The 25,420-nt window shown below is 70.7% G+C and carries 19 protein-coding genes and 1 pseudogene; 13 read left to right on the top strand and 7 right to left on the bottom strand.

The window, feature by feature from the left end:
• Positions 1-3: 3 nt before the first annotated feature.
• Both EUA93_RS04820 and EUA93_RS04815 read right to left on the bottom strand, forming a co-directional pair.
• Entirely contained in the window at positions 4-2,193 is a 2,190-nt protein-coding gene (locus EUA93_RS04820; RefSeq protein WP_129399096.1) for an MMPL family transporter, read from the bottom strand.
• Positions 2,194-2,257: 64 nt separating this feature from the next.
• The gene (locus EUA93_RS04815; protein ID WP_129399095.1) at positions 2,258-2,569 is read right to left on the bottom strand and encodes a hypothetical protein; all 312 of its coding nucleotides are present in this window, start codon (positions 2,567-2,569) and stop codon (positions 2,258-2,260) included.
• Positions 2,570-2,838: 269 nt separating this feature from the next.
• Here EUA93_RS04815 and EUA93_RS04810 point away from each other — a divergent pair, with 269 nt between their 5' ends.
• The 3 genes from EUA93_RS04810 to EUA93_RS04800 all read left to right on the top strand — a co-directional run bounded on the left by EUA93_RS04810 (position 2,839) and on the right by EUA93_RS04800 (position 6,418).
• Positions 2,839-3,858: an NADPH:quinone reductase gene (locus EUA93_RS04810; protein WP_129399094.1), complete on the top strand. Its 1,020-nt coding sequence runs from the start codon at positions 2,839-2,841 to the stop codon at positions 3,856-3,858.
• A gap of 129 nt (positions 3,859-3,987) precedes the next feature.
• Positions 3,988-5,367 carry an L-serine ammonia-lyase gene (locus EUA93_RS04805; RefSeq protein ID WP_129399093.1) on the top strand — a complete coding sequence of 460 codons (1,380 nt, stop codon included), beginning with the start codon at positions 3,988-3,990 and terminating at the stop codon, positions 5,365-5,367.
• A 25-nt stretch (positions 5,368-5,392) separates the two neighbouring features.
• Entirely contained in the window at positions 5,393-6,418 is a 1,026-nt protein-coding gene (locus EUA93_RS04800; protein ID WP_242497243.1) for a serine/threonine-protein kinase, read from the top strand.
• A gap of 10 nt (positions 6,419-6,428) precedes the next feature.
• On the opposite strand, the gene EUA93_RS04795 is transcribed toward EUA93_RS04800, so the two are convergent.
• Positions 6,429-8,429: a vWA domain-containing protein gene (locus EUA93_RS04795; protein WP_165355059.1), complete on the bottom strand. Its 2,001-nt coding sequence runs from the start codon at positions 8,427-8,429 to the stop codon at positions 6,429-6,431.
• Positions 8,430-8,514: 85 nt separating this feature from the next.
• On the opposite strand from EUA93_RS04795, the gene EUA93_RS04790 reads away from it, so the two are divergent.
• Complete coding sequence (locus EUA93_RS04790) at positions 8,515-9,015, top strand: helix-turn-helix domain-containing protein (RefSeq protein WP_129399091.1); 501 nt, start codon at positions 8,515-8,517, stop codon at positions 9,013-9,015.
• Between the two features lie 3 nt (positions 9,016-9,018).
• Here the strand turns inward: EUA93_RS04790 and ilvA are convergent, their stop codons facing one another.
• Complete coding sequence (gene ilvA / locus EUA93_RS04785) at positions 9,019-10,290, bottom strand: threonine ammonia-lyase IlvA (RefSeq protein ID WP_129399090.1); 1,272 nt, start codon at positions 10,288-10,290, stop codon at positions 9,019-9,021.
• A 130-nt stretch (positions 10,291-10,420) separates the two neighbouring features.
• On the opposite strand from ilvA, the gene EUA93_RS04780 reads away from it, so the two are divergent.
• The 7 genes and pseudogenes from EUA93_RS04780 (at position 10,421) to EUA93_RS04755 (ending at position 18,666) form a co-directional block, all read left to right on the top strand.
• A complete protein-coding gene (locus EUA93_RS04780) occupies positions 10,421-11,101 on the top strand; it encodes a response regulator transcription factor (RefSeq protein WP_129399089.1) in 681 nt (226 codons plus the stop codon).
• 89 nt (positions 11,102-11,190) lie between these two features.
• On the top strand, positions 11,191-13,449 hold the full coding sequence (locus EUA93_RS04775) for an aminotransferase class III-fold pyridoxal phosphate-dependent enzyme (protein WP_129399088.1): 2,259 nt from the start codon (positions 11,191-11,193) through the stop codon (positions 13,447-13,449).
• Positions 13,450-13,510: 61 nt separating this feature from the next.
• The gene (locus tag EUA93_RS04770) at positions 13,511-14,206 is read left to right on the top strand and encodes a response regulator transcription factor (RefSeq protein ID WP_242497242.1); all 696 of its coding nucleotides are present in this window, start codon (positions 13,511-13,513) and stop codon (positions 14,204-14,206) included.
• Positions 14,203-15,399: pseudogene (locus EUA93_RS04765) on the top strand (HAMP domain-containing protein); the annotation flags it as partial. The gene EUA93_RS04770 and the pseudogene EUA93_RS04765, both read left to right, overlap by 4 nt.
• A 21-nt stretch (positions 15,400-15,420) precedes the next feature.
• Positions 15,421-15,864, top strand: coding sequence for a sensor histidine kinase (locus EUA93_RS22290; protein WP_420819073.1), 444 nt, complete (start codon positions 15,421-15,423; stop codon positions 15,862-15,864).
• Between the two features lie 56 nt (positions 15,865-15,920).
• Positions 15,921-17,174 carry an alpha/beta hydrolase gene (locus EUA93_RS04760; RefSeq protein WP_129399086.1) on the top strand — a complete coding sequence of 418 codons (1,254 nt, stop codon included), beginning with the start codon at positions 15,921-15,923 and terminating at the stop codon, positions 17,172-17,174.
• Positions 17,175-17,223: 49 nt separating this feature from the next.
• Positions 17,224-18,666 (top strand): mycothione reductase, encoded by a 1,443-nt coding sequence (locus tag EUA93_RS04755; protein ID WP_129399085.1) that lies wholly within the window; start codon positions 17,224-17,226, stop codon positions 18,664-18,666.
• 4 nt (positions 18,667-18,670) lie between these two features.
• On the opposite strand, the gene EUA93_RS04750 is transcribed toward EUA93_RS04755, so the two are convergent.
• Positions 18,671-18,976, bottom strand: a complete 306-nt coding sequence (locus tag EUA93_RS04750; RefSeq protein WP_129399084.1) for a CBU_0592 family membrane protein — start codon at positions 18,974-18,976, stop codon at positions 18,671-18,673.
• 118 nt (positions 18,977-19,094) lie between these two features.
• On the opposite strand from EUA93_RS04750, the gene EUA93_RS04745 reads away from it, so the two are divergent.
• Positions 19,095-20,015 carry a LysR family transcriptional regulator gene (locus tag EUA93_RS04745; protein ID WP_129399083.1) on the top strand — a complete coding sequence of 307 codons (921 nt, stop codon included), beginning with the start codon at positions 19,095-19,097 and terminating at the stop codon, positions 20,013-20,015.
• Between the two features lie 90 nt (positions 20,016-20,105).
• Here the strand turns inward: EUA93_RS04745 and EUA93_RS04740 are convergent, their stop codons facing one another.
• Positions 20,106-22,667: an AAA family ATPase gene (locus EUA93_RS04740; protein WP_129399082.1), complete on the bottom strand. Its 2,562-nt coding sequence runs from the start codon at positions 22,665-22,667 to the stop codon at positions 20,106-20,108.
• Between the two features lie 336 nt (positions 22,668-23,003).
• Between EUA93_RS04740 and EUA93_RS04735 the strand changes: the two genes are divergently transcribed.
• Positions 23,004-23,921 carry a hypothetical protein gene (locus tag EUA93_RS04735; RefSeq protein ID WP_129399081.1) on the top strand — a complete coding sequence of 306 codons (918 nt, stop codon included), beginning with the start codon at positions 23,004-23,006 and terminating at the stop codon, positions 23,919-23,921.
• 388 nt (positions 23,922-24,309) lie between these two features.
• Here EUA93_RS04735 and EUA93_RS04730 read toward each other — a convergent pair whose 3' ends face one another.
• Positions 24,310-25,338, bottom strand: a complete 1,029-nt coding sequence (locus EUA93_RS04730; RefSeq protein WP_129399080.1) for a DUF2510 domain-containing protein — start codon at positions 25,336-25,338, stop codon at positions 24,310-24,312.
• Between the last annotated feature and the right edge of the window lie 82 nt (positions 25,339-25,420).

Here is a 25,420-nt window from a genome sequence, read left to right as displayed (position 1 = left end):
GCGTCACCGACCGCGTCGCCCCGACGACCTGCCAGCGGAGTGCCGCGGGTCGACGTGCCCCGGGGTCCCCAGGTGTCGTGGCTCCGAGGGACGGAGCAGGAGTGCGCGTGACAGGACGCGCGGGATGGTCCAGTTGGCGCGCCCGAGCACGCCGACGAGGGCCGGGGCCAGCAGGCCCCGGACGATGACGGCGTCGATGGCGATGCCGAGCGCCAGGGCGGTGGCCAGCACCTTCACCTCGACGGTCGGCACCGTGGAGAGGGCGATGAAGGCGAAGAACAGGATCAGGGCGGCGGAGGTGACGAGTCGTCCCGTGCTGGCGATCCCCTCCACGACGGCTCGGTCGGTGGCCTCGCGCTCGGTGCTGGCACCCGCGGACGAGGTGGAGGCGGCCATCAGGTCGTCGTACTCCTCACGCATGCGGGAGAGGATGAAGACCTCGTAGTCCATCGAGAGCCCGAAGAGGAAGGCGAACGCCGCGATCGGCACCCAGATCGTGACGGCCCCCGTCGCCGTCCGGTCGAAGAGGAGCTCGGTGCCGCGCCCGTCCTGCCAGATGAGGACGGTGACGCCGTAGGCGGCGGCCAGGGACAGCGCGTTGAGCGCCAGCGCCTTGAGGGGGAGCCAGAACGACCGCAGCGCGCGGGCGAGGAGCAGGAAGGTCACGACGGCGACCCCGAGCACGACCCAGCCCGCCTTGCCGTAGACGGCCGCGATGAAGTCCGCGTCCTCGGCCGGAGTGCCACCGACGGCGACGCCGAGGCCGTCGGCCTCGTCCCGGACGCGCTGCAGGGTGGCGCGTCCGGTCTCGGTGGTGGGGTCGGTGTCGGTCCAGACCTGGAGCAGCGACTGCCGGTCCGCCGACCACTCCTGCCCCGGGGGCGCGACGACCGCGGCGACCCCGTCGAGGCCCGTCAGCTGCTCGACGGCTCCCGGCACGTCTCTCTCGGACGCGAGGACCTCCGTCGGGCGTACGACGCCTGCGGGCACGCCGTCGGCGACAGCGTCGACGAGCGCGCGCGAGGCCGCCGAGCCGTTGGCCAGGCCGCTGAGCTGCGCGGTGCCGAGCGTGAGGCCGAGCACGGGAGCGGCGAGCGCGAGCAGCACGACCACGGAGCCGATGACGGTCAGCCATCGCCGACGCAGCACCCGGGTCGCGATCGCGGCCCACAGCCGGCTCCGCGTCACCGCGGGCTTGCGGCGCGGCCAGTTCATGCGCGGACCCACCGCGCTGAGCAGGGCCGGCACCAGGGTGAGGGACACGGCGACGCTGAAGAGCGGGATCAGGAGGCCGCCGAGCCCGATGCTCCGCAGGAACGGGATCGGCACCAGCACGAGCGCCGCGAGGGACACCGCCACGGTGACGCCGTTGAACACCACCGACCGGCCGGCGGTCGCCATGGCCGCGCCGATCGCCTCGTCGTTGGCCACCCCCTTGGCCGACTCCTCGCGCCACCTCGTCACGACCAGGAGGGAGTAGTCGATGGCCACGCCGAGGCCGATGAGCGCGATGAGGTATTCCACGACGGCCGAGACGTCGGTCAGGTGGGTGAGGCCCAGCAGGGCCAGGAAGGTGCCCAGGATGGAGACCGCGGCCACCAGCAGGGGCAGCCCGGCGAGCAGCGACCCGAAGACGAGCGCCAGCACGACGAGCGCGCCGATCCCGCCGATCAGCACCTCCACGATCAGGCCGCGGTCGTCGCCACCGCCTTCCTCGAGCACCGAGAAGCCCGTCAGCGTGACCGTGGTGCCATCACCGGACGCGGCCTCCGCGACCTGCTCGAGCGCGGGCTGCGCCTCGGCGTACGACTCGGGGCCGGGGGTGAGCGGCGCGTAGGCCACGACCACCGCCGAGCCAGCATCGGTGGCCAGGACGTCAGCGCCCTCGTCGCCGGGGGAGACCGTGCGGGTCCCTGGGACCGCCGAGCGGACCTCCTGGGCCACCTCGTCAGCGCGGGAGGCCGCGTCGTCGCCCTCGACCACGAGGAGCAGGGGGTCGGTGAGCCCGCCGTTGCCGAACTCGTCGACGATCCGCTGGTTGGTCTCGTAGGCCGGCTGTCCGGGGAGGTCGAAGTCGAAGGTCAGGCGGTCGACGGTCGTGGACGCTGTCGCTCCGCCGGCGATCGCGATCGCGAGCCAGGCCACGGCGACGATCACGCGGTGCCGCAGCACCGCGGCGGTCAGACGGTTCATCGATCCGTGCTCCTCGGGCGTGGAGGTCCTGATGGCGTCGGCTCGGCGGCCGCCGTCACGGAGGTCAGTCGAGGTCGATCGTGCCGACCCACCGCTCACCCGCGTCGCCGCCCCAGGCGTCCCACGCCACTCGCCCGGGGGACGGGAACCCGTCATCACCCTGCGAGAAGCCTTCGGCGTCCTTGTCCACCGTGTGCCGCGCGAAGTAGGCCTGGATCTTCCGCACGACCTCGTCGCTCACCTCCTTGCCGTCGGCCAGCTGGGAGGCGCGGCGACGGCCGGTGTCGGTGAAGCCCTTGCCGGCCTTGTCGTCCTCGATCCACCGCACTGCGCGCTGAGCTGACTCCTGGACGTCCTTCGGTGGCTGGTGTCCCACGCGGTCCTCCTTCTAGTGCCCCGGACCCTCGACGCTAGGCGTGCGCTCCGGTCATCGGCTCACCCTGACGTGGGGGCGAAGGTCGTGCTGGCCGGCGACCACGTCATCGACAGGGCGATCACCGTGCCAAAGACCTCTGCCCGTGTCGCCGCCCCCTTCTCGCCCATGGCGCCGAGCCCAACGGGACGGTTGGTTCTCCCTGCGGCATAGGCAGCGGGGCGTCTGTGTTGTCATCGACGGACAGGTCCCCCCCGACGGAAGAAGACGTGATGCGTGCTGTGGTCTACACCGAGAGCGGCGACTCCTCGGTGCTCGAGCTGGTCGAGCGAGAGGTCCCGGAGCCCGGGCCCGGCGAGGTGCGCGTGCGGATCGTCCGGGCCGGCGTGAACCCGACCGACTGGAAGTTCCGCGCCGGCGGCATGGGTGAGCTCGCCTTCCCCGAGATCGTGCCCGGCCAGGACGGCAGTGGCGTCGTCGAGGCCGTCGGGGAGGGGGTCGACCTCGAGGTCGGCGACCGCGTCTGGACGATGCTCGCGCAGCACCAACGGCCCGGCGGCACCGCGCAGGAGCAGGTCGTCCTGCCGGCGGCCCGCGTGACCGTCCTGCCGGACGCGGTGTCGTACGACGTCGGCGCGTCGCTCGGCGTCCCTGCGGTGACTGCCCACCGCGCGCTGACGACCTCCGAGGACGGCCCGGACCGGCTCGCGCCAGGTGCGCTCGACGGGCTGACGGTCCTCGTCGCCGGTGGCGCGGGCGCGGTCGGCAACGCCGCGATCCAGCTGGCGCGCTGGGCCGGAGCGACCGTGGTGAGCACGGTGAGCGGTCCCGAGAAGGGAGCCCTCGCCACGGCGGCGGGCGCCCACCACGTCGTCGACTACACCGCCGGCGACACCGTGGCCGCCATCCGGGAGCTGGTCCCTGATGGCGTCGACCTCGTCGTCGAGGTCGCACCGGCACAGAACATCTCGCTCGACCTGAAGGTGATCAAGCCGCGCGCCACCATCGCGATCTACGCCAACAACGGTGGCGACGAGGTGGCGCTCAGCGTCCGCGAGACCTTCTCCACCAACGCGCGCTTCCAGTGGGTGCTGCTCTACACGGTCGGCCAGGCCGCGCTGACGGCTGCCGCCGAGGACATCACGGCGGCGTTGGCCGACGGGGCGTTTGGCGTCGGCGACGACCACGGCCTGCCGCTGCACCGCTTCCCGCTCGAGCAGACGGCCCAGGCCCACGCGGCGGTCGAGGACGGCGCGGTCGGCAAGGTGCTGATCGACGTGTCGGAGGGCTGAGCAGGAACGCACGCTCGTTGCGTCATGAGCAACGCGGATCGCTGAACGCAACAATGCCTTGCCTCAGGACCTCCGCGGCCCCATCATCGGAGGGTTCGCCGACAACGAGGTCGGGGGCGGAGGAGCGCCATGACCATCAGCGTGTTCGACCTGTTCAAGGTCGGGATCGGCCCGTCGAGCTCGCACACCGTCGGGCCGATGAAGGCCGCCTACCTCTTCGCCGACGGGCTGCTCGCCGACGGACTGCTCGACGACGTCGCTCACGTGCGGGTGGAGCTGTTCGGCTCGCTGGGCGCCACGGGGCACGGCCACGGCAGCGTCAAGGCGGTCGTGCTCGGCCTGGCGGGTGAGCAGCCGCACCTCGTCGACCCGGTCGCGGCCGACCCGATGGTGGCCGAGGTCCGCGAGACCGGCGAGCTGCTGCTGGCCGGCAAGCACCGGATCGCCTTCGCCGCGGACGACGACGTGGTGATGCACCGCCGCAAGCGGCTCGAGTTCCACACCAACGGCATGGTCTTCCTCGCGACCGACGCCGACGGCGCTGACGTGCGGCGCCGGGAGTACTACTCCGTCGGCGGTGGCTTCGTGCTCGACGAGGACGACGTGGGCAACCCGGTCCTGGTGCCCGACGCGACGCCGGTGCCCTACGACTTCCACACCGCCGACCAGCTGCTCGCGATCACCCGCGAGACCGGGCTGCGGATGAGCGACGTCATGCTCGCCAACGAGCTGGTCCGCCGCAGCGAGGACGACGTACGCAGCGAGCTGCTCGCCATCTGGGGCGTGATGCAGGAGTGCGTCGCCCGCGGCGCCGCGACGACCGGCGTGCTGCCGGGCGGGTTGAAGGTACGACGTCGCGCGGCCGAGCTGAAGTCCCGGCTCGAGGCCGAGGCCGCCACCGGCATCCCCGACCCGCTCGGCGCGATGGAGTGGGTGACGCTCTACGCGCTCGCGGTCAACGAGGAGAACGCCGCCGGCGGCCGGATCGTGACGGCGCCCACCAACGGCGCGGCCGGCATCATCCCGGCCGTGCTGCTCTACTACCACCACTACGTCCCCGGGGCGGACGACGACGGCATCGTCCGGTTCCTGCTGACTGCCGCCGCCATCGGCCTGCTCTTCAAGGAGAACGCGTCGATCTCCGGCGCCGAGGTCGGCTGCCAGGGTGAGGTCGGATCGGCGTGCTCGATGGCCGCCGCCGGCCTGGCCGAGGTCCTGGGCGGCTCGCCCGAGCAGGTCGAGAACGCCGCCGAGATCGGCATCGAGCACAACCTCGGGCTCACCTGCGACCCGATCGGCGGGCTCGTCCAGATCCCCTGCATCGAGCGCAACGCGGTCGCCTCGATCAAGGCGATCACCGCCGCGCGGATGGCCGTGCGTGGCGACGGCGCCCACTTCGTCTCCCTCGACAAGGCGATCAAGACGATGCGCGACACCGGCCGCGACATGAAGGACAAGTACAAGGAGACCGCCCGCGGCGGCCTCGCCCTCAACGTCGTCGAGTGCTGAGCCCGCACCGGCTACGGTGACCGGCGTGGGGGAGGTCTTCGCCGGGCGCTTCGAGCTGCTCGAGCCGATCGCGGACGGCGGCATGGGATCGGTGTGGGTCGTGCGCGACCTCCGCGACCAGCAGACCTACGCCGGCAAGCTGCTGCGACAGTCGGACTCGGCGTCACTGGTGCGCTTCATGCGCGAGCAGGCCACCCGCATCGATCACCGCCACGTCGTCACGCCGCTGTCGTGGGCGGGGGAGGACGACCGGGTGCTCTTCACAATGCCCCTCGTCCGCGGCGGTTCGGTCGCCACGCTGCTCGGTGACCACGGGGCCCTTCCCGCGATGTGGGTGCGCGAGCTCCTCGTGCAGCTGCTCGACGCGCTCGACGCGGTCCATGCCGCGGGTGTGGTCCACCGCGACGTGAAGCCCGCCAACCTGCTGCTCCACGCGACCGGGGCCGACCGGCCGCACCTGCTCCTGACCGACTTCGGGATCTCGGCGCGACTCGACGACCCCAGGCTCACCCACGCGAGCCAGGTGATCGGGTCGCCCGGCTACATGGCGCCCGAGCAGCTGGCCGGGGCCGATCCCGCCGTGGCGCAGGACGTCTACGGCGTCGGCATGGTCGGCCTCGAGATGCTCACGGGCGTGCGTCCGCCCCACACCCGGGACGCCGTCGAGACGGCGGTCGGCGCCCAGCCCAGCCTCCGGCCGCTCGTCGACCTGCTGCTCGACGCGGTGCAGCACGAGTCCACCGCCCGGCCTGCGTCGGCTGCGCGACTGCGCGAGCAGCTCGTGGCGCTCGACCTGTCCGCGACCCCCGGCCCCGTCGAGCCCGTGGTCGTCCTCGACCAGCTCGAGGAGCTGGCGCCGCCGGCCACCCGCGTGCGCCCGCGCCGGACCCGTCCCGAGGAGGACGTCGTCGAGGAGGACGACCCCGCCGGCCGTACGACGACCACGCCGGCCCAGGGTCCGAGCGACGACCGTCGGGGCCTGGTCGCCGTGCTCCTCCTGGTCGTCGCGGCCGCGTGCCTGCTCGGCGCCGCCTGGCTGGTGCTGGCCTGAGGTCCGGGCGTCAGGCGCGGCGGCGCCCCCTCAGCAGCGCGAGGGCGACGCCCACGCAACCGAGGGCGACGGCGCACAGGCCGCCTGCGGCGAGCAAGGTGCCGGTCGAGACGCCGCCCGGGTCGTCGGCAGCCGAGCTCTGGACCCCGTCGGGCTCCTCCGAACCTGCCGTCCCCTCGGGTTCCGACGGGTCCGCGGTCGCCTCGGTCGTCGCGACGGGCTCGCCCAGCGGTCCGTCGCTGCCGGTCAGCAGCGCCTGCCCGTCGGCGTACTCCGGCGCCCCGGACTCCTCGCCGCGCACCTGCATCTCGAGGCGGAAGGGCATCTCGTAGGACCGTCCGCTGCTGTCGGCGTCGGCGGCGTAGACGAGGTAGTAGTAACCCGGCAGGCTGCTGCCGACGCTGGCCGAGCTGTCGCGGTTGTTGTAGCGGACCTGGGGCGTCTGGACACCGAGCACGTCCGAGCTCGACCCGGCGGCGAAGCCGGTGGTCTTGATGCCGTCGCCGCTCATGGTCACCTGCCCGCGCATCGGGCTGTAGACGTTGAGCGAGCCGAACGGCCCCTGGAATCCGACCTCGTCGCGCAGTGCGGGTCCGGCCGGAGGCACGAGCACGCGTGCGCTCAGCGTCTGGCCGTAGGCCAGCTCGACCCGGAACGCCTGCGTCTCGCCCGGGACGATGGTGCCGCGGTAGGCACCGTCGGTGAGCACCGGCGCGGTGGCGAAGGAGTCGCCGCCGTCGACGCGGCCCGGCTTGCCGGGGACGTCCGGCGGGTCGAGCACCAGGCCGTTCCAGTCGTCGGCCTCCGGGAGCGCGGTGCCGTCGACGGGAGGCTCCTCGGCGACCTGGAGGCTGTAGGGCGCCTTGCCGCGGCCGAGGTTCCCGAGCGAGCGGGAGACCGAGATGAGGATCTCGTCGGAGGTCGCGCAGTCGTCGCTGCCTTGGGGTGCGCCGACCGCGACCTCGGCGCCGAGGAGCTCGGAGGAGATGATGTTCTTGAACCCGCTGTCGGTGCCGCAGGTGCCGCCCAGCGGCGTGCTGGTCGCCAGCTGGACGGTGTCCCACTCCTCCGGGTCTCCGCCGAGGCTGGCGATCCCGACGCGCACCGTCGAGCCGGGCATCGTGCGGGTGTAGGAGAACCATCGCTCGGAGGTCCTCGACGTGGTGCCGACGGAGTCGCTCCAGAGCCCGACCTCCACCGGGGTCGGGCTGGCCGAGTCGCCTCCGGCGAGCGGGGTGCCCTCGAGGGCGAATGGCCGGAGGGCCCGGTCGGTCGCGGTCTGGAGGCTCTCCACGATGTCGTCCGCGTCGTCCGCGTCGTAGTAGGTGCCGTTGCCCTTCGCGGCCACGCAGCGCAGCTGGGCGCGGGCCTTCGCGTCGACGCTGAGCCCCACGACGTCGATCTGGAGGTCGATCCCCTGCTGGGCCAGCTCGCCGGCCACGACGCAGGGATCGGGCTCGCAGGTGGCGATCCCGTCGGAGACCAGCACGATCGACCGCGTCGACTCTCCGCCGATGTCACGGGCCGCCTGCCGCAGGGCGTAGCCGATGGGCGTCTCGCCGTAGGGCTCGTACTGCTGGAGCGCCGAGCGGAGCTCGTCCCGGTTGTCGGTGGCGGGGTCCACGACCAGCTGGGAGTCGGTGCACGCGCCCTGCTGGTCACGCGAGAACACCTTCGCCCCGTAGACCCGCAACCCGACGTAGGCGTCGTCGGGCAGCCCGTCGACGACGGTCCCGAGGGCCCGCTTCGCGGCCTCGATCTTCGTGCCGCCCGAGCCGGCGGGCTCGGCCATCGAGCCCGAGGAGTCGAGGACCAGGACCATCCGGGCGTAGTCGGTGTCCGTCCCCGCCCCTGTCTCGGCCCCAGACTCCGTGCTCGTCGTCCCGTCCTGGCTCCCGGCGTGCGCCGGGGCCGCCGCGACGACCGCGAGCGACAGCGCGACGGCGGCCAGTGCGGCCCGGGTCGCGACGAACGTGGCCCCGGGCGGGGTGGTCCGGTGATCGTGCTGCATCCGCGTCATGGTGGAACCTCCTGCGGCCCGTCTACCCATCGTTAGCAATCGCAAACATACTATGTGCGTGCGTTACGATCCAGGCATGGTTGCGCAGTCGGACAGTCGCCGGCGCCAGCAGGAGCTCTACGGCGCGGCCATCGGCGACGTCCTCGAGCGCGTCACCTCGACCCTCGGCCTCAGCCAGGCGGCCGTCGCGCGCACCATCGGGGTGTCCGCCCCGATGCTCTCGCAGCTCGCCAGTGGCCGGCGTACGACGATCGGGAACCCGCTCGCGGTGCAGCGGCTCCGCGCGCTGGTCGAGCTGTCCGACGAGGTGGTGGCGGGCCTGGCGCACAGCCAGGTCGCGGTGCGCCTCGAGGAGATCGGCCGGCAGGACTCGACGACCCTGACCGGGCCGTCGGCGCGACCCACGGGCGACCCGTCGACGGCCCAGCTGCTGCGGGCCGTCGCGTCGGGGCAGGACCTGCTGCGCGCGGCCGAGACCCTCGCCGCGGAGCACCCCGCCCTGGCCGAGCTGATCCGGGTGCACGGCACGGGCTCGCCGGACGAGGTGCGCCGGCACCTCGACGGGTTGCTGCGGTAGGCCCTACTGCACGAAGCGGAAGAGCGGGCTCGACGGCTCGACCAGCTCCACGCGCAGCGCGGAGTCGGCCATCCGCCTCATCAGCGGCTCGTAGTCGTCGCGTCGCTGGAGCTCGACGCCGACCAGTGCCGGGCCGGTCTCGCGGTTGGATCGCTTGACGTACTCGAACAGCGTGATGTCGTCGTCGGGCCCGAGCACCTCGTCGAGGAAGCGCCGCAGCGCGCCCGGCTCCTGCGGGAAGTCGACGAGGAAGTAGTGCTTGAGCCCCTCCTGCACCAGCGCGCGCTCGACGACCTCGGCATAGCGGCTGACGTCGTTGTTGCCACCGGACAGCACGCACACGACCGTCGAGCCGGGAGCCAGCCCGAGGTCGAGGAGGCGGAGCGCGGCCGGGGCCAGCGCGCCTGCGGGCTCGGCGATGATCCCGTCGCACTGGTAGAGCGCGAGCATCTCCACGCAGACCAGGCCCTCGGGCACGACGCGCAGGTCGGGACCGTGGCGTCGTACGACGTCGAAGGGGACCGCGCCCACCCTCCGCACCGCGGCACCGTCGACGAAGGGGTCCACGTCGGTGAGGTCGACCGGCTCGCCGGCCTCGACCGCGGCGGTCATCGAGGCCGCGCCCTGCGGCTCGACGCCGATGACGCGGGTCGTCGGCGCGTGCTCGGCGACGTGGGTCAGCACGCCGGCGAGGAGACCGCCGCCGCCCACGGGTACGACGATCGCGTCCGGCTGCGCGCCGACCTGGGTGGCCAGCTGGGCGAGCACCTCGGCCGCGATGGTGCCCTGCCCGGCCACGGTGCGCGGGTCGTCGAAGGCCGGCACCGGGATCGCTCCGGACGTCTCGGCGTGCACGCGCGACAGGGCGGCAGCGTCGTCGTACGTGTCGCCGTCGACCACGACGTCGACGTAGGACCCACCGAGGGCGGCGATGCGCTCGCGCTTCTGCCGCGGGGTCGTGCGGGGCAGGTGGATGCGGGCGTGGACGCCGGTGCGGGAGCAGGCGTACGCCACACCCTGCGCGTGGTTGCCCGCGCTCGCGCAGGTGACTCCGGCGGCGCGCTCGGCGTCGCTGAGCTGCACGATCAGGTTGTAGGCGCCGCGGCCCTTGTAGGACCGCACCTCCTGCAGGTCCTCGCGCTTGAGCCAGACGTCGAGGCCGGTCAGCGAAGACAGCCGCGGCGAGCGGTGGAGGGGCGTGCTCTCGACGACGCCGGCCAGCCGGGCGGCAGCCTCGTCGATGTCGCGTGCAGTGACCTGGGCTGGCTGATCCACGTCACCATGCTCCCGCACCCCGCGCGGTGACCAGACTTTGTCCGTGCGGCACCGAATCGGTGGAAGGTGGTGGATCTTTTGTTGAGCGCGGGTATCGGCAACGTGCTCGTGGGGTACTTATGCTGTTTTGGTGCATGTGTTGATGGTCGAGGACGACGTGGAGCTCGCTTCGTCGTTGTCGCACCTGTTCCGTGCCGGAGGGTTCGAGGCCGCGGTCGTCACCAACGGCCAGGAAGCCATCGCGCACGTCGAGTCCACCGAGGTCGACCTGCTGATCCTCGACCTGATGCTGCCCGACATGGACGGCGTCGACGTGTGCCGTGCGCTGCGCACCCTCGGGTTCACCGGCGGCATCGTCATCATGTCGGCGCGCAACGACGAGCTCGACGTCGTCGCGGGCCTCGATGCGGGTGCCGACGACTACCTCATCAAGCCGTGCTCGATCGCCGAGCTCCAGTCGCGCGTGCGGTCGGTGCTGCGCCGGATCCACCGCCACTACGACGCCACGGCCCAGGGCCTGGCCGAGCACGAGCAGCTCGAGGTCGTCGACCACCACATCGTGTTCGGCGGGGAGGAGATCGCCACCCACGGCCGTGAGTTCGACGTGCTCGCCCTCCTGATCGCCCAGCGCGGACGCGTCGTGCTTCGCGAGACCCTGATGGACAAGGTGTGGGGCGCCGACTGGGAAGGCTCGCCGATGGTGCTCTCCGCCGCGGTCGGCCGGATCCGCACCCGGCTCGAGGCCGTCGAGGCCACCGAGCAGGTCGAGAACGTCCGCGGCGTCGGCTTCCGTCTCTCCCCGGCGGTGTAGCCCGCTCGCTCGCCCGCCGAGCCGCCCGCCGGTTGAGCAGCGAGCGCCAGCGAGCGTGTCGAAACCTCGGGCACTGGAATGATCCCCTTGTGATCGACGACGTCATGGCCGAGCCCGCGCCGGCGCTGTCCGCCTCGCGGGTGACGGCGCTGATGAGCGACCTCTGGGGCGTGCCCGTCCCGTCTGTCCACCCGCTCTCCAGCGAGCGCGACCTCAACGTCCTCGTCGGAGGTGCTCCCGACGGCCACGTCCTCAAGGTCTCCAACCCCGCCGAGGACCGGGCGCTCGTCGAGATGGAGGTCGCCGCGATGGCGCACGTCGCCGCCGTCGACCCGACCCTGCCGATCCCTCGTGGCACTCGTCTGCTGGCGGGTGGCGACGTCGCCGTCGTCACCGACGACCTCGGCCGCGACTGCCTGGCGCGGCTCATCACGACCGTGCCGGGCGACGGGCTCGAGGGGCAGGTCGTCACCGAGGACCTCGCCGAGCAGGCCGGCGCGATCGCGGCCCGCGTCGCGCAGGCGCTGGGCGGCTTCTTCCACCCGGCGGCGGGTGCCCGCGACCTCGACTGGGACGTACGCCGCCTCCCGGCCGTCGCCGCGTCCCTACCCGCCGGCGACCCGCTGCTGTCCGTGGTGGACCGGGTGTCGCCCGCGCTGGAGCGGTGCGCCGCCCTGCCCGGCGGCATCCACCACGCCGACGTGACGCTGACCAACCTGCTCGTCACCGACGGCGTGGTCACGGGCGTCATCGACTTCGGCGACATGCACCACACGGCCGACGTCGCCGACCTCGCCGTCACGCTGACCTCGGTGCTGCGCAACACGAGCGAGACCCAGGTCTGCTCGCTGTGGGAGCTGGCCGGCGCGACCCTCCGTGGCTACCAGCGGCTGCGTCCCCTCGCGCCCGAGGAGGTCGAGGTGCTCGGCGAGCTGGTGCTGTCGCGGCTCGCGCTGAGCGCGATCATCTCGGGCCGGCGCGCGGCCGCCCACCCCGACAACACGGCCTACATCACGCAGTACGACGACGCCGACACCCGCGTGCTGACCTCGCTGTCGGACCTGTCGCCCGCCGAGCTGGCCGCACGCCTCCACCGGCTGGCCGGGACCGCTCCCGTCACCTGGTCGTCGGTCGGCGAGCGCCGCGACGCCGCGATGGGCGGGCCGGTCGCGCCGCTGTTCTACGACGAGCCGCTGGAGGTCGTGAGCGGCTCGGGTGCCTGGCTGACCACCTCCGACGGCCGGCGCTACCTCGATGCGTACAACAACGTCGCCGTCGTCGGCCACGCCGACCCGACCGTGGCGAACCGCGTCTCGCGGCAGCTGCGCACCATCAACACGCACTCGCGCTACCTCCACCCCGAGGCCGTCGAGCTCGCCGAGCGGCTGGTCGCCACGATGCCGCCGGGTCTCGACACCGTGCTCTTCACGACCTCCGGCACCGAGGCCAACGAGGTCGCGTGGCGACTGGCCACCGAGCTCACCGGCGGGTCGGGCGCACTGATCGTCGACCACGGCTACCACGGGAGCACGAAGTGGATGGCCGACCTGAGCTCCAACGAGTGGCCGCCCGGGCACCAGCCGAGCGCCGTCGGGCGCTTCCATGCACCGCACGGCGGCGCGGACCCGACGGCCTCCGTCGCGGCGGCCGCTGCGGGTCTCGAGGAGCGGGGCCATCGGCCGGCGCTGCTGCTCGCCGACTCCGGCTTCACCAGCGAGGGCGTCCACGACGCGCCGGCGTCGTACTTCTCGGGGCTGCGCGACGCCGCACACGCCGCCGGTGCGCTCTACCTGGCCGACGAGGTGCAGGTCGGCTACGGCCGCACGGGTCCGCTGATGTGGCGCTTCCTGCAGTCCGGCGTCGTGCCCGACCTCGTGACGATCGGCAAGCCGATGGGCGCGGGCTACCCGATGGGCGCGGTCATCACGCGCCGGGAGCACGTCGACCACTTCGCGCAGCACTACGAGTACTTCTCGACCTTCGCCGCAACCCCTGCCGCCGCGGCCGCGGGCAACGCGGTGCTCGACGTCCTCGAGGACCGGGGCCTGCCGGCCCGTGCCCTGGTCACCGGCGACCACCTGGTCGCTCGGCTGCGATGCCTCGCGGCGACGACCGAGGTCCTCGGCGAGGTGCGGGGGACCGGCCTCGTCGTCGGCGTCGACGTGGCCTCCCGCCCGGTCGCGAGGGCGTTGCTCCAGGCCCTCGTCCGCGAAGGAGCACTTGCCGGCCTCACCGGCGCGGGCGGCGATGTCCTCAAGGTCCGCCCGCCACTGGTGTGGGACGAGTCCCACGTGGACCACTTCATCGCCTGCCTGACGCGCGCGCTGGGCCAGGTCGCCGCTGGTTGAGCAGGTCGCCCGGCGACAGTGTCGAGACCGGGGCTCGGCCCCGCCACCTACAGTCACTCCCGTGGCACGGATCCTGGTCGCCGAGGACGACCCCAAGCAGGCGGAGCTCGTCCGGCGCTACGCGGTCGCCGAGGGCCACCACGTGACGGTCGTCGGTGACGGACGCGAGGCCGTGGACGCGGCGCGGCGGTCCACCCCCGACCTGATGGTGCTCGACGTGATGATGCCCGGCATGGACGGCCTCGACGTCTGCCGCATCCTGCGCGCCGACGAGGCGACCGAGGCCGTGCCGATCCTCATGCTCACCGCACGCGCCACCGAGGACGACCTGCTCCACGGCCTCGACCTCGGCGCCGACGACTACCTGACCAAGCCCTACAGCCCCCGCGAGCTGATGGCTCGCGTCCGCTCGCTGCTGCGCCGCCGTCGCATCGACGCCGCCGAGGCGGGACGCTCCGCGGTGACCCTCGGACCGCTGACCGTGGCGCCCACCACCCACGAGGTGCGCTGGCACGGCGCGGTCGTCACCTGCACGCCCGGCGAGCTCCTGCTGCTCGAGGCGCTCGCCGCCGAGCCGGGCCGGGTCTTCTCCCGCGCCCAGCTCCTCACCCGCCTGCACGGTCGCGGCGACGCCGCCCACGTCACGCCCCGCACCGTCGACGTCCACGTCGCCAACCTCCGCAAGAAGCTCGACCCCGCCCTGATCCGCACCGTCCACGGCGTGGGGTACGCCGCCGTGGCCCCGGCCGACGCGTGACCGGGCGCTCCGCCCGGGTGCCGTGGCGACGCAGCCTGTTCGTCCGGCTGTTCGCCCTCGCCGCGGTGATCGTGCTGGTCGCCGTCGTCGCCACGACCTGGGCGACCGTGCGTGCGACGTCGGTGGCGGTGCGCGAGAGCCAGGCCGCCTCGCTCGAGGTGGACGCGCGCGCCTACGACGCCCTGGTCGAGTACGCCGCCACCCACCGCGGCTGGGCGGGTGCGGCCGGCCTGGTGGACGAGCTGTCGGCGGAGCTGCGCCGACCGGTCACCGTCACCGACCTCACCGGCACGGTCCTGCTCGACTCCGACGGGCGCGACGCCCCGCGCGCGCCGGCCGACGCCCGCGCCCGGCTCGACGCGCTCGACGTCGACCCGGTGCTGCGCGAGCCGCTCCAGCCGGCGACCGTGCCGGCGGAGTCGGTCGAGCCGCGACCCTGCGACGCGACCCTCCGCTGCCGGGCCTACGTCGTGGAGCCGACCGGTCTGGTCGACAGCCGGGTGTCCGTCGACGCGGCCGACGCGGCCGACGCGAAGGCCGCCGTGGTCGGCCTCCTGCGCGACACGAACCAGTGCCTGCGGACCGCGGGGCTCCGGCGGGCCGACGCCGTGCGGCCCGACTTCGCGGTGCTCGTCGACTACCGCCGCGGCCACGACACGGTCGCGCAGTGCGCAGAGCACGCCCGGCGCGACCTGCTCTCGTCCTCGGTTGCGCCACCCGCGCTGCTCTACCTGAGCGCCGACGCAGCCCCGCCCGAGGTGCTGTGGGACCTCTCGCGCGCGAGCCAGGAGCGCATCGGCCTGCTGGCGGGCGGCGTACTGCTGGTGACGCTGCTGCTCTGCGCCCTTTTGGCCGGCAGCATCGTGCGACCGCTCCGGCGGATGGCCACCGCGGCGCAGCAGGCGGGGGAGGGCGACCTCTCGGTGCGGGTGCCCGTACGGCGTCGCGACGAGGTCGGCGAGGTCGGGGCCGCCTTCAACCGGATGGCCGAGCGCCGCGAGGCCGACGACGCGGCGCGCACCCGGCTGACCAGCGACGTGTCGCACGAGCTGCGCACCCCGCTCGCCAACGTGCGCGGCTGGCTCGAGGCGGCGCAGGACGGGCTGGTCGAGACCGACCGTGAGCTGCTGGACAGCCTGCACGAGGAGACGCTCCTGCTGCAGCGGCTGGTCGACGACCTGCGCGACCTGGCCGTCGGGGACGCGGGCGGGCTGGTGCTCGACCTCGAGCGGACCGACCTTGCCGACCTCGTCGAGCGCACCGTCCAGTCCTTCGGTGGCGTCGCCGAGGCCGCCGGTGTCACGCTCCTCGCGACGGGGGAGCCCGGCTCGGTGGTCGACGCGGACCCGGTGCGGCTGCGCCAGGCGGTCGCCAACCTCGTCGCCAACGCCGTACGCCACACGCCTGCCGGTGGCACCGTCACCGTCCGCTCCGCACCCGGCCTGGTCGAGGTCGAGGACACCGGCGAGGGCATCCCGGCCGCCGACCTGCCGCAAGTCTTCGACCGGTTCCGCCGCGTCGACCCGTCTCGCAGCCGGGTGACCGGGGGGAGCGGGCTCGGGCTGGCGATCGTGCGCCAGATCGTCGAGGCGCACGGCGGCACGGTGACGCTGGCGAGCGCGCCGGGCGTGCGGACCGTCGCGTCGATCCGGCTCTGACCGGCGCGTGACACCGGCCTGACAACTTCCTGACATCCGTCGACGAGGCTGCCGCCATGAATCGTCACCCCCTCCTGCCCAGATCTGTGCCCCGGCTCCTGCGCCGCGCCCTCCCGATGGTGGTCGCCGGTGCGCTCGTCGCGTCCCTGACCGCCGCCACCACGACGTCGTACGCCGCACCGGCCGGCATCTCCGACCGCGCGAGCGGCGACCCTGCGTCCGAGGTGGCCGTCTACGACTACGACCTGGGTGACGCGGCGATGACCGTGCCCGGTTTCCGTGGGTACGACGACAAGGGGATGCCGACCAAGGGGCGGGCGCCGATCGAGCTGACCGGCCGCGTCTACGCACCGGCTGACGCTGCGGGCCGGCACCTGCCGGTCGCGATCCTGGCGCACGGGCTCTTCTGGAGCTGCGCCAACGATGCTCGCGGCAGGACCGACATGGGCTGGCCGTGCCGTGCCGGGTTCACTGGCATCGCCAGCGACGAGGGCTACGACTACCTCGGCCGGACGCTCGCCGCCCGCGGGATGCTCGTCGTGTCGGTGGGTGCCAACGGCGTGAACGCCGGGTCGCTCGGCGAGGTGGCCGACCGGGCGCGCGCCCTCGTCGCCTTCCGGCACCTGCGGCTGTGGCAGAAGCTCACCGAGCAGGGGAGCGGCCGGCTCGTCGGCGCCTTCCGGCTGGCCGGGACGGACACGCCTGCGACGCCGGACTTCGCCGGTGCCGCCGACTTCCAGCGCGTCGGCCTGATGGGCCACTCGCGCGGCGGACGCGGGATGATGTGGGCCGCGGCGAGGAAGAACCGCCACCTCGTGCCCGACGGCGTACGACTCCGCGCGGTCTTCGGGCTCGCGCCGGCCGAGCCGCCGTTCATGGACCGCGCCTTCAAGCGCCTGCAGGTCACCGACGTGCCGCTGATGACCTGGGCCGGGTCGTGCGACCCGACCGGCGACGAGGCGGAGTTCAACCGGCTCGCCCGTCGCGCCGACAACCCGGTCAACATCGCGATCATGGTGCGCGGCGCCAACCACAACAACCTCAACACCCGCTGGGCCGCGAGCAGCGGCCTGCCCGGCGGCGAGGACGACGCGATGCACCCGAAGGGCCGCCCCGGGAAGTGCGTCTCGCAGCTGGACGGCACGCTCCACGACACCCTCGGCGAGGACGACGAGCGCGCGGTCGCCGCGACCTACATCGAGGCCTTCCTCGCGCGCTACCTGCAGGACGACCGCTCGTTCGACGCGGTGCTCGCGGGGACGAGCAAGCCGGTCAAGGACCTGACCCGGGTGGACGTGAGGACCTACTAAGAGGTGGTCTCGCGAGGCTTCTTCTCGAGTTCGTGCCTAGCCTCTCGGCATGACCTCTGAGCACTACGACCTCGTCATCGTCGGCGCCGGCTCCGGCAACACGATCGTCGACGACCGGTTCGACGACTACCGGGTGGCACTCGTCGAGCGGGGGCCGTTGGGCGGGACCTGCCTGAACCGCGGGTGCATCCCGTCGAAGATGTTCATCCTGCCGGCCGACGTCGCGACCGCGGCCCGTCGCGGGGACGCTCTTGGCGTGCCCGCGACGGTGGGACCGGCCGACTGGCCGGCGATCCGCGACCGGGTGATGGGCAAGGTCGACGAGGACGCCGCCGAGGGCCTGGCCGGGCGCAGGGAGGCCGACAACATCGACGTCTACCAGGGCACCGCGACCTTCACCGGTCCGCGCCAGCTCTCCGTGGACGTCGACGGCGTCCGCACCACCATCACCGCCGACCAGGTCGTCCTGGCGACCGGGACGCGGCCGGTCGTGCCTGACGTCCCGGGCCTGGAGGAGGCCGGCTACGAGACCAGCGACACGATCATGCGGCTCGAGACCTTCCCCGCCCGGCTCGGTGTCATCGGCGGCGGGTACGTCGGCTCGGAGCTGGCGCACGTCTTCTCGTCGTACGGCGCCGACGTGGTGCAGGTCGAGGGGAGCGACACGCTCCTGACCGGCCAGGACGACGACGTCGCCGCCCACTTCACCGCGGCCGTGAAGGAGCGCTGGGACGTCCGGCTCGGCACCGAGCTCGAGAAGGTCAGCGGTGGCGCGGGCGGGCCGATCACCCTGCACCTCGCCGACGGCGGCGAGGCCGAGGTCGACGTCCTGCTGCTGGCCACCGGCCGCCGGCCCAACTCCGACCTGCTCGACCTCGACGCCGCCGGGGTCGAGGCCGACGACCACGGCCGCATCGTCGTCGACGAGCACCAGCACGCCTCCGCGGCCGGCGTGTGGTCCCTCGGCGACGCGAGCAGCGAGGAGCCGCTCAAGCACGTCGCCAACCAGGACGCGCGCGTCGTCCAGCACAACGTGCTCCGTGCGCTGCGGGCCGGCGACGACGACCGGTCGTCGTGGGTCACGAGCGACCACACCGCGGTCCCGCAGGCCGTCTTCGCACACCCGCAGGTGGGCCGCGTCGGGCTCACCGAGGCCGAGGCCCGCGACGAGCACGGCGACGACGTGGCGGTCGCGCGCCACGACGTGGCGGACGTGGCGTACGGCTGGGCGCTGGCCGGTCACCTCGACGGCGACGCCGAGGCCCAGGGGTTCGTGAAGCTGGTCGCGCGCCGCTCGACCGGCCGCCTCCTCGGCGCCCACGTCGTCGCTCCGATGGCGTCGGTGCTGGTGCAGCCGCTGGTCATGGCGATGGCGCACGACCTGCCGGTCGCCGGGCTGGCGCGCTCGATGTACTGGATCCACCCGGCGCTGACCGAGGTCGTCGAGAGCGCCCTGCTGGCCCTCGAGGAGGAGCTCGGCGCCGACGGCTGAACGGTCAGACCAGGCAGTCGATCGGCTCGTAGAGCGCCTGCATCGCGGTGGTCGCCCGCGAGCGACGGCTGCGGATGCGGCGGCGTACCTCCACGACGATGCTCTGCAGGCCGACTGCGGCCCAGACGAAGTTGGACGCGACGCTCGGCCACGCGCCGTAGTAGGCGCTGGCGGCACCGCCGAGGAACCCGCCGACGGTGTTCATCAGCGCATAGGTGAGGGAGTCGGAGCCGAGCTTGCCCCGCCACAACAGGATGTAGGCCGCGAACGTCCCCATCGTGCCGACCCAACCCAGTGCTGCCGCGATCATCGTGCTGTTCCTGCTTCTCCTCAGGCGACCCCCACGGCCGCCGACTCCTGAAGTCTGACCCTGTTGGGTATTCAGATCAAACGCACATTTCTACATCGGCAGTTTAGTGTTGCTGAACATGGAGATCGATCCCCGCCGCCTCAGGTTTCTCCTCGCCGTGGCGCGCTCCGGAGGCGTCCTCGCGGCCGCCGACGACCTACGTGTGACGCCATCTGCCGTTTCCCAACAGCTGGCCAAGCTGGAGGCCGAGGTGGGCCGCCCGCTCGTGCGTCGTACGCCGACGGGCACCGTGCTGACCGACGACGGCCTGGCGCTCGCGGAGGCCGCCGAGGACGTGGAGAAGGTCCTGACCGAGGCTCGCGCGCGACTCATCGACGACGAGGACGAGCCCGGCGGCACGGTCCGCGTCGGCGGCTTCCACAGCTTCCTGTCGCAGGTGCTGCTGCCGCAGATCCCGGCCTGGCGCGAGGGCCACCCCCGGTTGCGCTTCGAGGTCGTCGAGTCGTCCGAGGAGGAGACGCTGCGCATGCTCCGTGCACGCGAGCTCGACATCGCGATCCTGGAGATCGACGTCGAGGAGACGGCGCGCAAGCTCCCCGCTCGCCTGACCGAGACGCCGCTGCTCGACGAGCCGTGGAAGGTCGTCGTCCCCGCCGGCACGATCACGTACGACGACTCCCTCGACCTGTCCCGCCTCGGGCTCCCTTGGCTCGGCGTCGACCCCGACGGGGCCTGGGCCAGGGCCCTCCAGCGCGTACGCCGCGCCACCGGCAGCAACACCCCGACCATCCACCAGTACGCCGAGACGCGCACGGCCCTCGCCCTCGTCGCCGCCGGCGAGGGCATGGCCCTCGTGCCCTCCCTCGCTCTCGAGGGCATCACGCAGGAAGGCATCGAGACCCTCGACGTCCCCGGGCTCGGCCAGCGGCGCATCGTGCTCCGGCGCTACGAGGGGCGCGGGGTGCCGAAGGTGGTGGACCTGGCGGCCGGGTTGATCCGGGATGCAGCCTCGGCCTGGGACTTCGGGGGTGGGGAGTGACGCTGGGCCGATGTAGCCCAGCCCGCCCACTATGAGCGTGTCCCGTTGAGCGCAGATGTCGCGTTGGGAGGGCATGAGCCGGTTCGCCGCTCAGGCTTGGTCATGCTTCTTCTTGCACTCGGTGAGCGTGTCCCAGTCCTGCTTCAGGCCATCGAGCGTAGGAGCGACGCCGAGGGTGGCGAGCGGCTGAGAGTGCGCCTCTGTGTAGCGACAAGCGTCTTCGAACACTCCATTGACTGTCTCAAAGCAGTCTGGGAGAGCGTCGAGCTTGATACGTGACAGCCCACCCATGGACACGTTTGGCTGCAGGCGCTGCGTAACTCCTTGGAGCACCTCTTGTTCAATGAACACTTCGCACCAGGATCGGATCAAGCTGTAAGCGACGCTGATGTGCGCCTCTCGCGCTTGACCGCTCTCGGCGCCAGCCCGCTGGATGGCTTCATTGATCTGGCCCCGTAGCTTCGAGAGGCTGTGCCAGCGGGGCCCGGATCCTTGGTTGATCTTTCCCTTGGCGCCGTCCTCATCCGAGACGTGAAGGTACGTGCAACGCTTGGACTTCTCGAATAGCGATAGCAGCTTTGTTGTGAAGAGAATGTCGTGTGTGAAGACGATCACCTGGGTCTCTGCGGCGAGGCGAGCGATCCTCTCGGCAACTTCGTTGATACGGCGGTGATCAAGGCTTGAAACGGGGTCGTCAAAGATCACCGGAGCCGCGATGCCCGCAAGGCGTGCCTCTGCAAGGAAGTCCGCAATGGCAAGCACCTTCTGCTCCCCTTCAGAGAACACCCTGGAGGGCTTGTGCCTACCGCCGATCATTTTGCGACGCTGAGCCTTGCCTTCGCGTCCTACGAACTGGAGCTTGAGTTCCTTTGCCCTGAGCGAGGCACACTCCTCATGGAAGAGTTCCTCGAAACTGTTGTTGATGAGTTCGTTGCTGGCGTCCTTGGCAAGGCCCGTCACAGATCGCAGGAGTGTGGGCACCGCCTTGGCCAGGGTCGCGAGCCGATCAGCCTGCTTTGCGTCCATGACCCGGTTTTCAATAGCCGTCCACGACTTGGCCAACTCGGCAGCGGCGATGAGCTCGCTTAGTTCGCGCTGTCGAGTGCTGAGCGTCTCGCTCCGGTTGCCGGCCTGCTGGCGCAAACTTGCGAGCTCCGCTGTGAGTTCCGCGAGCGCATCTGCAATGCGCGTCGTGCGTGTGTCAAGGTCGGGATCGGCAGGAAGTGCGGTGCCCTGGTCGATCGATGCCTGTATCTCGGTGTCATTCGAGAGCACTGCCTTCAGGTCCGCCAGGTACGGCGGTGGCTCGGCGTCGTCATCATGCTCGGCGAGGAAGCTCGTGATTGCACCCAGTTGCACCGCGCCAAGTGGTGCCTCAAGACCCCGCAACTCATCTCGTGTGCCGGCAAGGTCTGCGCTGATCTTGTCCTCAAGGTACTGCTGATACCTCTCGATGAGGTCTCTCGCCTTGGCGTCGAGCGCCTGCCGGCAGTACAGGCAGCGCTCGTCGTCGTGAACGTCTTGCTGCTCGAGGTGGAGGCGGTAGCGGGCGCCCGCGCGTACGAAGCCCTCCCAGGTCTCCTCAGGTTCCGTCGGCAGGGCGGCCGACGCAAACAGGGCTGCTCGAAATTCCCTGTAGTCGGTCTCGTATTGCTCCATCTGGGCCAGAAGTTCGATCCGCTTTGAGGCGTCGAACCCGTTCCACGTCTGGGACGCCACATCGGCCTCACGAAGTGCCCGCACTGCGCCCTGCCGGCTCGAGATCTGAAGGTCGAGAGTGTTTGCCTGGAGTGCTGCGACGGTCGCGCGGAGAGCCTCTATCTCGTCATCGACCTTAATGCTCACACTCGCCCGCTCCTTCAGCTCGACGAGGTCGGACGATGCTCCCAACGTCTCGATGAATGGATAGACCGTTGAGTCCCGCGGGAACCGGGCCAGAAGCTGACTCAGGCTTCCGCTCTGCAGGTCGCGGATCTTCCCGTCGATCCGTTCTTGGACACCGCGCAGTCCACCAATCACGTACTCGAACAGGGAGAGGACGGCTGGTGTGTAGACGTACTCGATGTCGTCATCGACATGAATGTTTACGGCGCGGGTGTCGAAGATCGACATCCGGCTAAACGGGGACTTGCCTGACTCGCCTTTCCACTTCAAAACGTGGGCATCAGTACCAACGCGGTACTCGATCGTCGCACTGATGGGTTCGTCTGCCTCGGTATCGACGTTGCCCAGAATCGGATCGGCAGTCCGGCTTGCAGCCAAGGTCTTGAAGATGCGGGAGTATCCCGTCTTTCCGGTGCCGTTCTCGCCATAGAGGACAGTGAGGCCCACGTGGGGTTCGATCACAGAGCCGGGCGCGATTGCGTTCACCCCGTGAACATCGGAGAGTTTCGTAACGACGAGCGGTTCTTCTCCGTCGTCAGAGCTTGCTCCAGTCTCGAGTCTTGGCTCAGCGGGCAGGACGCGCTCGTCGAGAGACTTCTCCTGCCGGAAGAGTGCGTAGACCGAGTCCAGGGTGTCTGAATCGAGCGGCGCGCCGGTCGCGAGCACAACTCGCACGATCTGGCGTACCCATTCATCGTTCGAATTTGCCCACTCGGCGAGCGAATGCCGAGGATCACTTGCCGCGCCTGTTCCGGTGTCGTCACTCATCGCGCGTAACTATCTCATTGCCGCTAGGGCTGGTGAGCCGTTTCAAGGGGTGCAGGTCGGCTCCGTCAAGATCCTCATCCCGCTTGCTCATGCCATGCGAGGTGGCGCTTCGCACTACCCGGATCTTGGCGGACAAGGCATGCACAGATGTCGCACACCATTCCTCCGGTGGAGCCGAGTTGGAAGCCCCGCGCCCAGACGCTGGAGTCGAAGGGATCATCGCCCGGATTGGCCTGACGAGTTGAGAAGTCCATACAGCACAGGGTCGCACGGTCTTGCGACAGCCCCGGTTGCACGCGGCGAGTTACTGCCAACGAGTGCTGACAGTGTGCCTTAGTGCCGCCTTCGCACCTGATCTCACGATATGAAGGAGAGGTGCAGGTGATTAGGTATGCCGAGTTCAGCGACTATGATCGTCGGCGCCAGGACGCCAACACGGCGATCAATGCCATGCTCGCGGGCTGTCGACTAGCAAGCCACGTGCTGGCTCTAACCCATGGCGCCACGCGCCCCTTGGCTGAAATCTTCCCGAGTATCCCGCGCATCAAGCTCTTCAATCTGCGAACCGATGTGGCCAGTCACGTTCTTGATGACGCAGAGCATCATCTCGGCCTCATGGCGGTTCCGTACATCCAGGCGATCCATGAGGACTACGCAATCAACTGCCTTGAGCTCCTTCGAGATCACGGCCTCACCTCACGAACTCAGGTGAAGACAGCAAACGCCTCCAACCTTCACGCCAAGTTTGCGGTAGCCACTGGAGCCGAACTCGAGCCGCAGGCTCGCGAGATCTTCCGATTCCTGCGCCTGCTGCGAAACGCAGTAGTACACCGCGGAGCTACCGCCGACGAGGAGATCGTCACCGCCTGCACCGAGATGTCCGTGGCAGCGCGGGAGCTCTGGACAAAGATCACCTCGGAGCCGCCCCCACTCTACGAGATGGGACAGGTCGTGCGCCTCGGCTTCAGCGAGACCATCGCCGAGCTGGCAGTAACAAAACGTTTGGCGCGCGAGATGAACCTGGCCATGGGCACGGCCATGCCACGATCGTTCTGGCTCGGCCGTCTGGTTGATGACTTTGCGGTACTCCGCGACGTCCCGCCTCAGCCAAGCAAGCGCGTCGCAGTAGCGATGCGCCTAGGCAACTTCGACTACGGTCCGGTCGCGTTCAAACACGGGGAAGTAGAGGCGGAACTGGAACGTCGGGGACTGCTCTACGTGACCGGGAAGAAAGAACGGGGCTCTGCCAGTTGAGCTACATCCGGCATGAGACCGGCGCTGGGGCTTGAACCCAGATCTCCCGTTTGAGTGCCGGATCGGGTTGCGAACCCATAGACCGTATCGTCGCCGACTGAATTTGACTGTACCAGCGATTCGGGCGGCCGGCTTCCGGCTTGTAGCCACTCTGATCTCCGCGCCATCTGTATCCGTGCGTCCTCGTCCGTTAGTCGGCTCCTGACAGACTTCGCGGCGCGCCGAGAACCCGGACCCCGTTTCGGTTGGTGAGTCAAACCGCCGCCTGGTGGCGCGGGCCGTGTATGCCACCGCAGTGAGCGAGTGCCTCCGTCAACTTCCTCGCAGTCCCACGCGAGCGACCAGACGGCGCCGCTACTCAACTTCTTGGCGCTACTCAACTTTCTTGTCAGGGTGCTTCGATGCCATCGAGCCACTTGTGCGGTACCTCGCTCGTCCGTGCGACATGCACTGTTACATCTGCACGGAGATCCGAACCTTTCACGATCGCTCGGGCTACGGGCACGCGATTCTTTGCGGCGACGAACGCGACGAGGTCGTAGACCTGCTCGCTGACTGCCTTGCTCATCACGCCGACGCGTTGCTCGTCGAGGCGCACCTCTACAAGTCGTACTGGGTCGCCGGTCTTCCGCGGCTCCTCCACGACGTGGAGCGTCGCTGCAACGTGACGAGGATCGGTCCCAAGCGCGAATGTGCGCAGCACATCCATATGTAGTTCCTCGCCAGTGATCTGGATGGCGCGACCCCAGGGCAAGACGCTGTGCAAGTCATCGGGGAGATCGTTGAACGGGCTGATGCCGTCGGGTTCGGGCAGACGGACGCCGACGCTGCCGCGAATGCCGCCCGGCTTCGGGGCACCCGTATCCCGATCCCACTCGTCGCGCCCCACCCACACCCGGGCCGGCACCTGTAGGTACGTGCCACGGTCAAGCGACTCCAGTTTGGGGGCATATTGAGTGGCGACATTTCGCGGGAGATGCCCGACCAGATGCCTGCCTTCTACCCACACCGCCACGGCGTTGGCGTCGAACTCGTTGTCTGGGTCTGGAACGACCGCGGCGAGGGCTTCCGGGACCTCGTAGCCGTGGTCAGGAAGGGTCTTCTGGCCGTACTCCGCGGCGATCGCCCTAAAGGCGTCTTCGTGGAAGGACTCGCCGACGATGCCTTGATACACGAGCTTCTCCGACCACGGCGTTACCGGTTGACCGAACGGTCTTCCGTTGCGTCGACGCGCGCTGTGCGCATGGGAGCGGTCTGCTGCAGCTTGGGCTTGCTGGTCGGGCATCGGCGAGCGGTGGTCCGTCCAGACGGCGCCGTCCCAGTACCTAAGTTGTCCGGACCGGGCTCCATCGGGGTACCAGCCCGGCTTCGCGGTGACTGGAGCTTCTGACTGCTTGCTGCGGCGGAACCAACCCATACCCCGCAGGTTATGGCTGATTCCGACCACTCGTCATGAGAAGCGCGACTTCTCCAATTCGTAGTCAGCCAAGCTCGCGCAG

Origin of the sequence: Nocardioides oleivorans (assembly GCF_004137255.1) — a bacterium.
Lineage (GTDB): Bacteria > Actinomycetota > Actinomycetes > Propionibacteriales > Nocardioidaceae > Nocardioides > Nocardioides oleivorans.
Note: the sequence above shows the minus strand (reverse complement) of the source record. Positions and strands in the feature narration are given on the sequence as shown.

Bases quoted from the DNA above. Each gene is read 5' to 3' on its own strand.
- EUA93_RS04820 (WP_129399096.1), bottom strand. From the start codon at position 2,193: ATGAACCGTCTGACCGCCGCGGTGCTGCGGCACCGCGTGATCGTCGCC.
- EUA93_RS04810 (WP_129399094.1), top strand. From the start codon at position 2,839: ATGCGTGCTGTGGTCTACACCGAGAGCGGCGACTCCTCGGTGCTCGAG.
- EUA93_RS04805 (WP_129399093.1), top strand. From the start codon at position 3,988: ATGACCATCAGCGTGTTCGACCTGTTCAAGGTCGGGATCGGCCCGTCG.
- EUA93_RS04795 (WP_165355059.1), bottom strand. From the start codon at position 8,429: ATGCAGCACGATCACCGGACCACCCCGCCCGGGGCCACGTTCGTCGCG.
- EUA93_RS04790 (WP_129399091.1), top strand. From the start codon at position 8,515: ATGGTTGCGCAGTCGGACAGTCGCCGGCGCCAGCAGGAGCTCTACGGC.
- EUA93_RS04760 (WP_129399086.1), top strand. From the start codon at position 15,921: ATGAATCGTCACCCCCTCCTGCCCAGATCTGTGCCCCGGCTCCTGCGC.
- EUA93_RS04755 (WP_129399085.1), top strand. From the start codon at position 17,224: ATGACCTCTGAGCACTACGACCTCGTCATCGTCGGCGCCGGCTCCGGC.
- EUA93_RS04750 (WP_129399084.1), bottom strand. From the start codon at position 18,976: ATGATCGCGGCAGCACTGGGTTGGGTCGGCACGATGGGGACGTTCGCG.
- EUA93_RS04745 (WP_129399083.1), top strand. From the start codon at position 19,095: ATGGAGATCGATCCCCGCCGCCTCAGGTTTCTCCTCGCCGTGGCGCGC.
- EUA93_RS04740 (WP_129399082.1), bottom strand. From the start codon at position 22,667: ATGAGTGACGACACCGGAACAGGCGCGGCAAGTGATCCTCGGCATTCG.
- EUA93_RS04730 (WP_129399080.1), bottom strand. From the start codon at position 25,338: ATGGGTTGGTTCCGCCGCAGCAAGCAGTCAGAAGCTCCAGTCACCGCG.